Genomic DNA, 12,457 nt, shown 5'->3' with positions numbered 1-12,457 from the left:
CCATGCACGTCGTCTTCCGCGAAAGCCACGGGTTAGAAGAGACCGAAACCCCAACCGATCTGGGCCAGAGCCCGGCGGATCTGGTGGTGCTGTCCTTTTCGGACAGCGACCTTGGCGCTTTCGCGGCAGGATGGCATCGCGGTGGTGGTGCCGAAGGGCGGATGCCGACGATGCGGCTGGCCAATCTGACAGCGTTGAAACACCCGCTGTCGGTCGACACATATGTCGAGCAAACGCTCGAGGGCGCCAAGGGCATTCTGATCCGCCTGATCGGCGGTGTCCCTTACTGGTCCTACGGATTGCAGCAAGTTCTGGCGCTGGCACAGGCCAAGGGCATCGCGCTGGCCGTCCTACCCGCCGACGGGCGCGAGGACACGCGTCTGGATGACTACTCCACCTTGCCCGTCTCGACCCTGCGGCGGCTTGCGCATCTGTGCGACACCGGCGGTGAGGTTGCGGCGCAAGCGGCCTTGGCTCAAATGGCGCTTGCGGCGGGTCTCTATGCCGGACCGGTGATGGGGGCCAAGACCCTGCCCGAGTGCGGTGCATGGTGCCCGGATCGCGGCGTCATCCCGGCGGATAAAGCGTTCACCACCGACGCAAAGCGTATCTTGGTAACGTTCTACCGGGCTTACCTTACCTCGGCGGACACCGCCCCGGTCGCAACTTTGATCCGCAGCCTGCGCGCACGCGGGTTTGAGGCCGTCGGTCTGTTCGCTCCCTCGCTGAAAGCCCCGCTTGCCGCCGATTGGCTGCGCGAAAATGTCGTGGCGCTGAACCCGGCGGCGATCATTAATGCCACCTCTTTCTCGGGCAAAGGCGCATCCGGCACCTCTCCACTGGACGCCGCCAATGTGCCGGTGTTTCAGGTTGCTCTCGCAACGTCCCGCCGCAAAGCCTGGGCCGAGGCGGAACGCGGTCTTTCGCCCGCTGATCTAGCGATGCATGTCGTCCTGCCCGAAGTGGACGGTCGGATCTCGGCAGGCATCGCCTCTTTCAAGGAACCGGGCAAGCGTGACCCGCATCTGGAGTATTCCCGTTTTGCCCACCGGGCTGAACCGGAACGGATCGAGGCTATCATCGACAGGGTCACCGGCTGGTTGAACCTGAACGACAAGCCCAAAGGGGATCAGGTCCCCGCCTTGGTGCTGTCCACCTATCCCGGCAAAGATTGGCAGATGGCACATGCAGTAGGCCTCGACGCACTGGCATCAGCCGAGGCGATGCTGGCCGACCTGCAGGGCGAAGGGTATGACACCGCTCCTGCCCAACCGATTTCTGATACGTTGTTGGACGCGCGGATTACGTGGTCGCTTGGCGAATATCTTACTGCGCTGGCAGACTTGCCGGAACAACTGCGCGCAGACCTCGAAACCGTCTGGGGCAAGCCCGAGGATGATCCGGCCTTTGCAGATGGCGCGTTCCACTTCACCGCCCTGCGCCGCGGTAAGGCGCTGGTCGCGTTGCAACCTGAACGCGGCACGCCCGAGTTGCGTGATGACGATTATCATGACCTGTCGCGTACCCCGCGCCACAGCTACGTGGCCTTCTACCTTTGGCTGCGCAAAGGTCTTGGTGCGGATGCACTGATCCATATCGGTGCGCACGGTACGCTGGAATGGCTGCCAGGCAAATCTGTGGCGCTGTCCAACGAATGCTGGCCCGAGGTACTGATCGGCGATCTACCTGTCATCTACCCCTTCATCGTCAACGACCCTGGCGAGGCCGCGCAGGCCAAGCGCCGGATCGGGGCGGTCACGCTCGGCCATATCCCACCGCCAATGAAGGAAAGCGGTACCCCGAATCGGATGGTTCGGCTGGAATCGCTGCTGGATGAGTTCTCGAACGCAGATGGTCTGGACCCCAAGCGCCGCGACCGCCTGCAAGAAGATATTCGGGACGAAGCGCAAGCCATCGGGCTGGAGAACGACCTCGGTCTCGATCAGGCCACCTGCATCGCCGAGGCGATCACCCGGATCGATCGTTTTGTCTGTGACATCAAGGAAAGCCAGTTCGGAGACGGGCTGCATATCTTTGGACGTGTGCCCGAAGCCACCGCCAATTTTGACACGGCTCCTTCTGCCCATGCCGAACGCACGGCATTGATCGACGCGCTAGCAGGAAAACGGATCGAGGCTGGCCCGTCCGGGTCCCCCTATCGCGGACGGTCAGACGTCCTGCCCACTGGGCGCAATCTGTATACCACCGATCCGCGCTCAGTCCCCACCCGTGCGGCCTATACCCAAGGCGTGAAGCTGGCCGAAGAATTGGTGCGGCGACACCTGCAGGAAGAGGGCGATTATCCCAAGGGGTTGATCGTTGATCTCTGGGGTTCAGCCACGATGCGCACGGCGGGCGAAGAGTTTGCCATGGCGCTGCACTTGCTGGGCGTCAAACCCGTTTGGGACAAAGGGTCCGAGCGGGTGTCGGGCATCGAAGTGCTGCCCATCACTGACCTCAGCCGCCCACGTCTGGACGTGACCTTGCGCGTCTCAGGCTTGTTCCGCGATGTGTTCCCGACCCTTTCAGCGCTTTATGGTCAAGCTGTTCGCGCGTTGTCGGATCGCGATGAAGCCCCGGACTGGAACCCTTATGCCGGACAGGCCCCGGCGGCGCGCGTCTTTGGCCCGGCCCCGGGCAGCTATGGCGTGAACATGACCCAGCTGTCCGAAATCTATACGGATGAGGCCCGCGCGCAGGCGGGTGAGGCATGGCTTGAGGCCAGCTCTTTCGCTTTGGAAGGCGAATACATCACACAGGATATGGACGGCATTACCCAACGGGTCACGAATGCCGACAGTTTCGTGCACCTGCAGGATCTGACCGAAACCGATCTGCTGTTGGCCAACGACTATGCCACCCATGAGGCCGGATTCGCCGCCGCCAAGAAAATCACCGGTGGTACGGCGCAGCTATACCATCTGGACAACACCAACCCGGATAACCCGCGCGCCCGAACGCTGCCTGAAGAAATCAGCCGTGTCGTTCACGCCCGTGCCGCCAACCCGAACTGGATCGCAGGCATGCAAAGGCATGGCTTCCGGGGCGCTGCGGAAATAGCGGCGACGCTGGATCATATGGCCTCTTTCGCCCATCTGTCTGGCACGGTCGCGCCGCATCTGTTCGACCTCTATCACGACGCGACTTTGGGCGACGCCGAGGTCGACGCATTTTTGCAAGAGGCCAACCCGCGCGCGTATCAGGCGATGCAGGACAGGTTCCGCGCGTTGTTGGACGCGGGCCTTTGGAACACCCGCCGCAACTCAATCCGGGCCGATCTGGAGGGGCTGGGATGAGCGCCCCGGTCGTTCAGGGTTGGTGCCCCGGTGCGCATCGGCCGATGATGTCGGGCGATGGTCTGGTGGTTCGGGTGCGCCCGCGTCTGGCCCGTTTGAGCGCGGAACAAACACGTGGTCTTTGTGAGTTGGCCGAGCAATTTGGCAATGGCACGATCGACCTGACCAACCGCGCCAATTTACAGCTGCGCGGGGTAAAAGAAGACGATCATCAAGCATTGCTGGCCGAGCTGGCCGCGCTGAACCTTTTGGATGCTGAGCCCGGTATTGAAATGCGCCGCAATATCCTGGTGTCGCCCCTATACCGATCAAGTGATCGAACCGCACATCTGACACAGGAGCTGATCGACCGGTTGGAGGAATTGCCGACTCTGCCCGCCAAATTCGGCTTTGCCATCGACACTGGCCCCAAGCGCCTGTTGGCGGCGGATTCGGCCGATATCCGGGTCGAGGCAGGCACTGATGGCCTCATCCTGCGCGCCGACGGGGCCAAGACTGGCTGCCGGGTCACAGAAACCAACGCAATTGACCGGCTTATCGCCTTGGCCGGATGGTTTTCCGAACGTTTCACGCCAGAAACCCGCCGCATGGCGCGGGTGGCCGCGACGCAGGATTTGCCAGCGGAGTGGCAAGGCAGCGCGCCCGGTGACATCGGCACACCGCCGCAGCCCGGCGTCTGCGATCTGGGTGTGTTGTATGGCGCGGTGTTCGGACAATTGCCGGCGCGACAGCTCTCTGACCTCATTGCAGACAGCGGGGCGTCTGCCTTGCGGGTCACCCCATGGCGGCTGATTCTGCTGGAAGGCGGGGCGGCGATACAAGCACCGGACTTTGTCATAGATGGCACCGACCCGCTGATGACAACCGATGCCTGCCCCGGCGCACCGTTCTGCCCGCAAGCTCAGGTGGAAACCCGCGAAGTTGCCCGCGTCTTGGCCGCCCAAATCCCAGGAAGTTTGCATGTATCCGGTTGTGCCAAAGGCTGTGCCCGTATGGGTCCGGCAAATGTCACACTGGTCGGCAACGACGGACGATTTGATCTTGTCAAAAACGGTCGCGCGGGGGATGAGCCGTCCCAACGCGGGCTGACACCCGAAACACTTATGACTATGGACCTCACCTGATGCCCTATGAATACGAAACCGACGGCGCAGCGATCTATAAGCAAAGCTTTGCCACAATCCGGTCCGAGGCCGATCTGGCGCGTTTTGACGCTGATGAAGAGCAGGTTGCGGTTCGCATGATCCACGCCGCCGGAATGGTCGGTCTGGAAAAATTCGTACATTTTTCGCCGTGCTTCGTGCCAGCCGCACGGACCGCGTTGGAGAATGGCGCACCAATCCTGTGCGATGCACGGATGGTCAGCGAAGGCGTGACCCGGTTCCGCCTTCCCGCCGACAATCCGGTGATCTGCACCCTGCATGACGAGCGCGTACGCCCGTTGGCAGCTGAGATGAGCAATACCCGCTCTGCCGCCGCGCTGGAGCTGTGGCGTCCACATCTGGAAGGCGCTGTGGTCGCGATCGGCAATGCGCCGACCGCGCTATTTCACCTGCTGAATATGCTGGAAGACCCCGACTGCCCGCGCCCGGCCGCCATCATCGGCTGCCCGGTGGGCTTTGTCGGTGCCGTCGAATCCAAGGACGCATTGTGGGAGGCCCAGCCTGTACCATCTTGCATCGTCAAAGGCCGTCTGGGCGGCAGCGCCATCACCGTCGCCGCAATCAACGCCATTGCGAGCCGCACCGAATGAGCGCCGGCAAGATATACGGCGTAGGCCTTGGTCCCGGTGATCCGGACCTGATGAGCGTGCGGGCCGACCGCCTGCTCCGCAATGCACGTCACGTCGCGTTCTTTCGCAAGCCTGGTCGCAGCGGTCAGGCACGCAAGATCGTCAATGGGATGATCCCGGACAGCGCAGTTGAGTTTCCCATGGAATACCCTGTCACTACGGAAATTCCGCTGGCTGATCCGCGCTATAACGAACTGCTCTCGGCCTTTTACAAAGACTGCGCCGCGCATCTCAAAGCCCTATCGGATCAGGGTGAGGATGTGGTGGTTCTGTGTGAGGGTGATCCGTTTTTCTATGGGTCTTTCATGCATCTTTACAGCCGCTTGCGCGATCAGGCTGATGTAGAGGTCGTGCCAGCCATTACCGGCATGTCCGGCGCATGGACAGCAACGGGTAACCCGATCACCTGGGGCGATGATGTGCTGACAGTACTGGTCGGCACCCTGCCCGAAGAAGATCTGGCAATTCGCATGGCGCAGACCGACGCGTTGGTTGTCATGAAAATCGGACGCAATATCGACAAGGTGAAGCGCGCGCTAAAAACAGCCGGTCTGTATGACCGCGCATGGATCGTCGAGTTTGCACAGATGCCGAACCAGGTGGTGACGAAACTGTCCGAGGCATGCGAAAAGGTGACGCCCTATTTCTCGATCATCATCGTGCATGGTCAGGGACGGCGGCCATGAGCGGTTGGGTTAAGATTGCGGGCCTGGGGCCAGGTAACGAAGATCTCGTAACCCCCGAGGTTTCAGCTGCGTTGACGGATGCCACGGACGTGGTCGGGTACATCCCCTATGTCGCGCGCGTGGCCGAGCGCCCTGGTTTGACGCTGCATGCCAGCGACAACCGGGTCGAGATCGACCGATCCCAACACGCATTGCAGATGGCGGCTGAGGGGAAACGGGTGGTCGTCGTATCTTCTGGCGACCCCGGTGTGTTCGCCATGGCGGCGGCCGTGTTCGAAGCCCTAGAGAACGGTCCCTCCGAGTGGCGTAACATTCCCATAGATGTCCTACCCGGCATAACAGCGATGCTGGCGGCATCCGCGCGGGCCGGGGCACCGCTGGGCCATGATTTCTGTGCCATCAACCTCAGCGACAATCTGAAACCCTGGTCGCTGGTTGAAAAACGTCTTCGCCTAGCAGCACAGGCGGATTTCGCGATGGCGTTTTATAACCCGCGCTCGAAATCCCGCCCGGAAGGCTTTGTAAAAACACTGGAAATCCTACGCGAAGAATGCGAGCCCGAGCGCCTGATCCTGTTCGCGCGTGCCGTATCCCGCGCGGATGAGGCGATCCGGATTTCAACACTGGCCGAGGCGACGCCTGACATGGCTGACATGCAAACCGTCGTCATTGTCGGGTCATCCCTGACGCGCGTCATCAACCGTGACAGCGCGCCGATCGTCTATACCCCGAGGTTCACCCCGGAATGAGCCAACCAGTCCAGAACCTGCGTCACGTTCGACAATTCGGTCCTTTGCGGAAGGGTCGGCCTGTCGATCATCAGCACCGGTACGCCCAGAGCGCGCGCGGCATCCAGCTTTGCGCGTGCACCGTTGCCGCCAGAGTTCTTGGACACAACCAGTTCAATTCCATGCTGCAGCATCAGCGCCCGGTCCCCTGCTTCAGTGAAAGGTCCGCGCGACACGATCGCCTCGCAATCGGGCAGCGGCAGTGCATCCGGTTCATCCACCAGCCTCAGCAAGAAGTGATGTTGGGGCTGAGCCGCGAAATCTTCAAGATGCAGGCGGCCAACGGCCAGAAAAACGCGCCGTTTTGGACCGCTCAAGGCGGTAACCGCCGCGCCTATATCAGAAACGTGCTGCCAACGATCTTCGTCCTGCGCGCGCCATGCCGGGCGCGTCAAAGCGACCAGGGGCACCCCGGCCTCGCGACACGCAGAAATGGCGTTTGTGCTCATTTGCGCGGCAAAGGGATGGGTGGCATCGGCTACATGAGTGATCGCGTGGTCCGTCAGGTAACGGGCCAGGCCTTCGACGCCGCCGAACCCTCCAACACGCACTGGCAGGGGCTGCGGCCTTGGATTGTCTACCCGACCGGCATAGGAATAGGTTGCCGGGATGCCCTGATCGGCCAAGGTTTTGGCCAGTGCATTGGCCTCGGTCGTGCCACCAAGGATCAGGAGGTTGGTCATGCATGAAGCTCCGTGGCTAAGCGTTTTGGGCTTGGGCGAAGATGGACTGGATGGCCTGTCACCCGCAAGTCGTCAAGTACTGGAGCGTGCCGAAATCATCATGGGCCCGCCGCGCCATTTGTCACTGATCCCCGACACAGGCGCACAGCGCGTAGATTGGCCCGTGCCTTTTTCCGACGGCCTGCCGATCCTGACCGGGTTTCGCGGACGCCCAACAGTTGTTCTGGCTTCAGGCGATCCCTTTTGGTTCGGCGCGGGCTCGGTAATCGCGCGCAATTTCGACGCCGGAGAATGGACAGCCCATCCGGGTCAGTCCACGTTCTCGCTGGCTGCGGCACGTCTGGGCTGGCCGTTGGAAAGCACGCAGACATTTGGTCTGCACGCCGCCCCGCTGACCCGTCTGCGCCCGCATCTTTCGCCTGGATTGCGCGCCATCCTGCTGCTGCGCAACGGCGCTGCAGTGGCCGAGCTTGCGACATATCTGAACGAAACTGGCTTTGCCGATACGCAATTGCATGTCATGGAAGCCCTTGGCGGCCCCCGCGAACGGTCGCGCAGCGTGTCGCTGACCGAAGCCCTGCTGGGCGGGTTCGACCATCCAGTCTGCGTTGGGCTTGAAGTTGCGGGTGAAGGAAAGGCGCTGCCCAAGGCCTCGGGTAAGCCGGATGATATCTTCGAGAATGATGGCCAGATCACCAAACGCCCCGTGCGGGCGCTGACCCTGTCGGCGCTGGCCCCCAAGCGCGGCGAGCATCTGTGGGATATCGGCGGCGGCACCGGCTCGATCAGCATCGAGTGGCTGATGTGCGACCCGACCCTGACCGCAACCACGATCGAACCCCGCGAGGATCGCGCGGACCGCATTCGCCGAAATGCCGACACGTTAGGGCAAGACCGGCTGCAAGTCGTGCATGGCACAGCGCCGACCGCGCTGGACGGCCTTGGGTTTCCGGATGTGGTATTCATCGGCGGCGGCCTGAGTACCGAATTGCTGAATTGGTTGCACACCGCCCTGCCCGCCGGCACCAGGTTGGTCGCCAATGCTGTGACGCTGGAAAGCGAAGCCTTACTGGCGCAATGGCACGAAAAACTAGGCGGAGAACTTTTGCGCATCGAACTGGCGCAGGCTTCGGCACTGGGACCTCGGCGCTGCTGGAAATCTGCATATCCGGTGGTGCAGTGGAGCGTAATCCTATGATCATCGCAGGTTTGGGGTTTTCATCAACTGCGACCGTGGACAGCCTGCGCGCTGTATTTGAGCGGGCCAGCGTTGGGCAAAACGTCGACGCGCTGGCCACTGTTGCCGACAAGGAAGGTCACGCCGCGCTGTCGGAGTTTGCTGCAGAGACTGCCCTGCCCCTGCATTTCATCGCTGCTGCCGATCTGGCGGGACAGCGCACTCTCACCTGCTCGAACCGCAGTCGAGCCATCTATGGCACCGGCAGCGTAGCTGAAGCATCCGCCCTTGCCGCTGCCGGAACAGGCGCGCGGCTGACCTCACCCAGACAGATTTCGGACGACCGGCTTGCAACCTGCGCCGTCGCCATCGGAGGACAAACATGACCGTTCATTTCATCGGCGCCGGACCCGGCGCTGCCGACCTTCTAACCCTGCGGGGGCGTGATATCATCGCGTCGTGCCCGGTGTGCCTGTATGCAGGATCGCTGGTGCCCGAAGAGATTCTGGCCCACTGCCCCGAGGGCGCAAAGATCATCAACACCGCGCCAATGGATCTGGATCAGATCATGGCCGAGATTGAGGCAGCGCATAAGGCTGGCAATGACATTGCACGTCTGCATTCCGGCGACCTGTCGGTTTGGTCGGCAATGGGTGAACAGATGCGGCGATTGAAGGAGATGGGCATTCCGGTCAGCGTGACCCCCGGTGTACCATCGTTCGCCGCAGCGGCTGCATCGCTGGGAACGGAACTAACCTTGCCCGGATTGGCGCAATCTGTGGTCCTGACCCGGACGCCCGGCCGCGCATCTTCAATGCCCGAAGGCGAAACTCTTGAGAACTTTGCCCGTACCGGCGCAACTCTGGCCATTCACCTGTCGATCGGAAATCTGGACAACGTGATCGCGGACCTTACCCCGGCCTATGGAGCAGACTGCCCGGTGGCAGTGGTATATCGCGCCAGCTGGCCGGACGAACGGATCATTCGCGCCACGTTGGCGACCCTGAAAGACGCACTGGACGAGAGTATCTCTCGCACCGCTCTGATCATGGTTGGCCCGGCACTTGCAGGCGAAGGCTTTGACGAAAGCTGTCTCTATTCAAAAGGTTACGACCGCCGGTATCGCCCGCAAAGCGCGGACAGCCCGTGGTCAAGCTGGAGCCCCGAGAATGAATGACGGGATGACCAACCCTCCGGGATTACTGATTTCTGCGCCGTCTTCCGGGACAGGCAAAACCACCGTCATGCTGGGTCTTCTGCGTGCGCTTGCCGAGGATGGCCTGACGGTGCAACCGTTCAAGAGCGGACCGGACTATATCGATCCAGCCTTTCACCGTGCCGCAGCCGGACGCGCCTCGTTCAATCTGGACAGCTGGGCGATGGCCGATCCGCTGCTGAACGCGATTTCTGCCCAGGCCGAGGGCGCGGATATCGTCGTGGCCGAAGGTTCGATGGGCCTGTTCGACGGCGTTGCCAAACCCGGAGAGATTGGGCACGGATCAAGCGCCGAAACCGCACAGCGTATGGGCTGGCCCGTGGTTCTGGTGCTGGATGTGGGCGGTCAGGCCCAATCTGCGGCGGCCACTGCGCTGGGATTTCGGATGTACAATCCCGACCTGCCCTTTGCCGGTGTGATCCTGAACCGCTGCGCCAGCCCACGCCACGAACGCCTGACCCGGTTGGGTATGGAGCGAACAGGATTGCCGGTTCTGGGCGTGTTGCCCCGGCGTGGAGATCTGACCTTGCCCGAGCGGCATCTTGGTTTGATTCAGGCGGTCGAGCACCCGGATCTGGAAAGCGCGATTGCCGGATACGCCACATTCCTGCGCGAGCATGTGGATCTTGAGGCGATCAAAGCTGCGGCTTCCTCAGGCCCCAAGGGGCCATCGTCAGCCGCGCTGCCGCGGCCTCCGGCACAGCGGATCGCGCTTGCACGAGATGCGGCGTTTTCGTTCACCTACCCGCATTTGCTGGAAGGCTGGCGCGCGGCGGGGGCGGAAATCCTGCCGTTTTCACCGCTGGCCAATGAAGCCCCGGCTGCGGATGCCGATCTGGTCTGGTTGCCCGGTGGCTACCCTGAACTGCACGCGGGCACTTTGGCAGCTGCCGACGCATTCCTGAGCGGTCTGCGCAAACACGCGGAGACAAAGCCCGTTCATGGGGAATGCGGTGGGTATATGGCCTTGGGCGAAGCTCTGGTCGACAAGGAAGGGGGCCGGCATCAGATGGCAGGTCTGCTTGGGCTCGTGACCTCCTATGAGAAGCGAAAGTTCAATCTTGGGTATCGCAAGGCGCAATTGTTGGCCCCAATGGCAGGGTATGCCGCTGAAGCGACATTGCGTGGCCATGAGTTTCATTATTCTTCGATCGTGGAACAACCCGATGCGCCTTTGGCCCGGGTGTTCGATGCTGAAGGGGTTGAGGGTCCACAAACCGGATCATTTCGGGGCAACGTGACCGGAACATTTTTTCATCTGATCGCAGAGGCGCAGGCATGAGCGGTTTCGTTTCGTTCATTGGCTCCGGTCCCGGGGATCCGGAACTGCTGACGCTTAAGGCCGTGGACCGGATGCAAAAGGCAGACGCAGTGCTGTTCGATGACCTCAGCAGTGGCCCAATCCTGAGCCATGCGCATCAGGACGCAGACCTTGTTGGCGTCGGCAAACGCGCCGGTCGCCCGTCACCGAAACAAGACCACGTCAGCCGCCTGTTGGTAGACTATGCCAAAACCGGTGCCCGCGTTGTGCGACTGAAATCCGGCGATGGCGGTCTGTTTGGACGTCTGGAAGAAGAACTGGTGGCGCTGCGCGAGGCCAGGATCGAATATGAGATTATCCCTGGCATCCCATCAGCGGTTGCCGCAGCAGCGGCGGCTGGCATTCCCCTGACGCGGCGACTCACGGCGCGTCGCGTGCAATTCGTCACCGGCCACGATGTCAGTGGCAAGCTGCCGGACGATCTGAATTTGACCGCGCTTGCCGACCCAGATGCCACCACGGTTGTGTTCATGGGCAAGCGCACATTTCCTTTGCTGGTCAAGGCGCTGAATGAACATGGCTTGCCGCTGGAAACACCGGCGCTGATGGCCGAATCCGTTTCAACCCCGGATCAGGTACTACACCGATCCACGGTTGGTGAGTTGGCGGACAAGCTGGGTGCTGAGATCGGCACGGCCCCTGCCCTGATCCTTTACGGCCCTCTGGCAGAGACTGACGATGTTTGACCTGACCCTGATCGGTATTGGCACCGGCAATCCGGACCACCTGACGTTTCAAGGCGCTAGTGCCATTCGGGACGCAGACCTGATCCTGATCCCGCGCAAGGGCGAAAACAAGGCCGATCTGGCCGATTTGCGAGAAGAGATTATCGCGCAGGTAACCGACACCGCGCCACAGATCGCATATTTTGATATTCCCAAACGACGCGCCGATGATGGCTATCTGCGCGGCGTGGATGAATGGCACGATGCCATCGCTCTGCGATGGCAGGAGGCGATCGCGGCGCATCGTGATGCAAAGCGGGTTGCCCTTTTGATCTGGGGCGATCCCTCGCTTTATGACAGTTCGCTGCGCATCGCCTATCGGCTGCAACCCCAACCGGAGACGCGCGTAATCCCTGGTATCACTGCGCTTCAGGCGCTGACCGCGGCGCATGCGATACCGATTAACGATCTGGGCGCGCCGTATGTCGTGACCACCGGTCGGCGCATTCGGGATGAAGGCTGGCCGCTAAACGCTTCAAAAGTGGCTGTTATGCTGGACGGCGAGTGTTCGTTTCAAAGCCTTGAGATGGCCAACTACGAAATCTGGTGGGGCGCTTATGTGGGGATGAAGGAAGAAATCCTGATCCACGGTCGTTTGGCTGATATGGCGTCGCTGATAGTCGAAACGCGGGCAAAAGCGCGGGCGGATCATGGCTGGATCATGGACATCTATCTCCTGAAAAGGCACGTGGACTGATCCGAAGGCAACTTCTGCGACTGCTACCCACGGGATTGTGACTGCGCGAAATACGAGTTTCTGGCATCAATTTCGT

At 61.5% G+C, this 12,457-nt stretch carries 12 protein-coding genes; 11 read left to right on the top strand and 1 reads right to left on the bottom strand.

The features are described 5' to 3' along the window. Positions 1–2: 2 nt before the first annotated feature. Genes cobN through cobJ form a run of 5 tightly spaced genes read left to right on the top strand, consistent with a single transcriptional unit; the run spans position 3 to position 6,523 of the window. Positions 3–3,296, top strand: a complete 3,294-nt coding sequence (gene cobN, locus AC2FLJ_RS07065; RefSeq protein WP_496705023.1) for a cobaltochelatase subunit CobN — start codon at positions 3–5, stop codon at positions 3,294–3,296. Next, positions 3,293–4,420 carry a precorrin-3B synthase gene (gene cobG / locus AC2FLJ_RS07060; RefSeq protein WP_496697008.1) on the top strand — a complete coding sequence of 376 codons (1,128 nt, stop codon included), beginning with the start codon at positions 3,293–3,295 and terminating at the stop codon, positions 4,418–4,420. Before cobN ends, cobG begins: the two co-directional genes overlap by 4 nt. Continuing rightward, positions 4,420–5,049 carry a precorrin-8X methylmutase gene (locus tag AC2FLJ_RS07055; protein WP_496697010.1) on the top strand — a complete coding sequence of 210 codons (630 nt, stop codon included), beginning with the start codon at positions 4,420–4,422 and terminating at the stop codon, positions 5,047–5,049. Before cobG ends, AC2FLJ_RS07055 begins: the two co-directional genes overlap by 1 nt. After that, positions 5,046–5,774, top strand: coding sequence for a precorrin-2 C(20)-methyltransferase (locus tag AC2FLJ_RS07050; protein WP_109313940.1), 729 nt, complete (start codon positions 5,046–5,048; stop codon positions 5,772–5,774). The genes AC2FLJ_RS07055 and AC2FLJ_RS07050 overlap by 4 nt, the downstream gene beginning before the upstream one ends. After that, positions 5,771–6,523 carry a precorrin-3B C(17)-methyltransferase gene (cobJ, locus tag AC2FLJ_RS07045; RefSeq protein WP_496697012.1) on the top strand — a complete coding sequence of 251 codons (753 nt, stop codon included), beginning with the start codon at positions 5,771–5,773 and terminating at the stop codon, positions 6,521–6,523. The genes AC2FLJ_RS07050 and cobJ overlap by 4 nt, the downstream gene beginning before the upstream one ends. Here cobJ and AC2FLJ_RS07040 read toward each other — a convergent pair. Then, a complete protein-coding gene (locus AC2FLJ_RS07040) occupies positions 6,496–7,245 on the bottom strand; it encodes a cobalt-precorrin-6A reductase (protein WP_496705020.1) in 750 nt (249 codons plus the stop codon). The two genes, cobJ and AC2FLJ_RS07040, sit on opposite strands and share 28 nt — an antisense overlap. Here AC2FLJ_RS07040 and cbiE point away from each other — a divergent pair. From cbiE to cobF, 6 genes are read left to right on the top strand one after another with little or no spacing between them, the layout of a single operon-like run. Beyond that, the gene (gene cbiE, locus AC2FLJ_RS07035) at positions 7,244–8,443 is read left to right on the top strand and encodes a precorrin-6y C5,15-methyltransferase (decarboxylating) subunit CbiE (RefSeq protein WP_496705018.1); all 1,200 of its coding nucleotides are present in this window, start codon (positions 7,244–7,246) and stop codon (positions 8,441–8,443) included. The two genes, AC2FLJ_RS07040 and cbiE, sit on opposite strands and share 2 nt — an antisense overlap. Next, positions 8,440–8,808, top strand: a complete 369-nt coding sequence (locus AC2FLJ_RS07030) for a cobalamin biosynthesis protein (protein WP_058274181.1) — start codon at positions 8,440–8,442, stop codon at positions 8,806–8,808. The genes cbiE and AC2FLJ_RS07030 overlap by 4 nt, the downstream gene beginning before the upstream one ends. Beyond that, positions 8,805–9,599: a precorrin-4 C(11)-methyltransferase gene (gene cobM / locus AC2FLJ_RS07025; RefSeq protein WP_496705016.1), complete on the top strand. Its 795-nt coding sequence runs from the start codon at positions 8,805–8,807 to the stop codon at positions 9,597–9,599. The genes AC2FLJ_RS07030 and cobM overlap by 4 nt, the downstream gene beginning before the upstream one ends. After that, positions 9,592–10,920 (top strand): cobyrinic acid a,c-diamide synthase CobB, encoded by a 1,329-nt coding sequence (locus AC2FLJ_RS07020; protein ID WP_496705015.1) that lies wholly within the window; start codon positions 9,592–9,594, stop codon positions 10,918–10,920. Before cobM ends, AC2FLJ_RS07020 begins: the two co-directional genes overlap by 8 nt. Beyond that, positions 10,917–11,645 carry a uroporphyrinogen-III C-methyltransferase gene (gene cobA, locus AC2FLJ_RS07015; protein WP_496697020.1) on the top strand — a complete coding sequence of 243 codons (729 nt, stop codon included), beginning with the start codon at positions 10,917–10,919 and terminating at the stop codon, positions 11,643–11,645. Before AC2FLJ_RS07020 ends, cobA begins: the two co-directional genes overlap by 4 nt. Beyond that, positions 11,638–12,381 (top strand): precorrin-6A synthase (deacetylating), encoded by a 744-nt coding sequence (gene cobF, locus AC2FLJ_RS07010; RefSeq protein WP_496705012.1) that lies wholly within the window; start codon positions 11,638–11,640, stop codon positions 12,379–12,381. Before cobA ends, cobF begins: the two co-directional genes overlap by 8 nt. Positions 12,382–12,457: the final 76 nt, after the last annotated feature.

It is taken from the genome of Ruegeria sp. CDSA034, from assembly GCF_059612275.1.
The sequence above is the reverse complement of the archived record's forward strand: the minus strand, read 5'-3'. Positions and strand labels throughout refer to the sequence as shown.

Excerpts from the sequence above, each read along its gene's own strand:
- cobN (WP_496705023.1), top strand. The coding sequence starts at position 3 with ATGCACGTCGTCTTCCGCGAAAGCCACGGGTTAGAAGAGACCGAAACC.
- cobG (WP_496697008.1), top strand. The coding sequence starts at position 3,293 with ATGAGCGCCCCGGTCGTTCAGGGTTGGTGCCCCGGTGCGCATCGGCCG.
- AC2FLJ_RS07055 (WP_496697010.1), top strand. The coding sequence starts at position 4,420 with ATGCCCTATGAATACGAAACCGACGGCGCAGCGATCTATAAGCAAAGC.
- AC2FLJ_RS07050 (WP_109313940.1), top strand. The coding sequence starts at position 5,046 with ATGAGCGCCGGCAAGATATACGGCGTAGGCCTTGGTCCCGGTGATCCG.
- cobJ (WP_496697012.1), top strand. The coding sequence starts at position 5,771 with ATGAGCGGTTGGGTTAAGATTGCGGGCCTGGGGCCAGGTAACGAAGAT.
- cbiE (WP_496705018.1), top strand. The coding sequence starts at position 7,244 with ATGCATGAAGCTCCGTGGCTAAGCGTTTTGGGCTTGGGCGAAGATGGA.
- AC2FLJ_RS07040 (WP_496705020.1), bottom strand. The coding sequence starts at position 7,245 with ATGACCAACCTCCTGATCCTTGGTGGCACGACCGAGGCCAATGCACTG.
- AC2FLJ_RS07030 (WP_058274181.1), top strand. The coding sequence starts at position 8,440 with ATGATCATCGCAGGTTTGGGGTTTTCATCAACTGCGACCGTGGACAGC.
- cobM (WP_496705016.1), top strand. The coding sequence starts at position 8,805 with ATGACCGTTCATTTCATCGGCGCCGGACCCGGCGCTGCCGACCTTCTA.
- AC2FLJ_RS07020 (WP_496705015.1), top strand. The coding sequence starts at position 9,592 with ATGAATGACGGGATGACCAACCCTCCGGGATTACTGATTTCTGCGCCG.
- cobA (WP_496697020.1), top strand. The coding sequence starts at position 10,917 with ATGAGCGGTTTCGTTTCGTTCATTGGCTCCGGTCCCGGGGATCCGGAA.
- cobF (WP_496705012.1), top strand. The coding sequence starts at position 11,638 with ATGTTTGACCTGACCCTGATCGGTATTGGCACCGGCAATCCGGACCAC.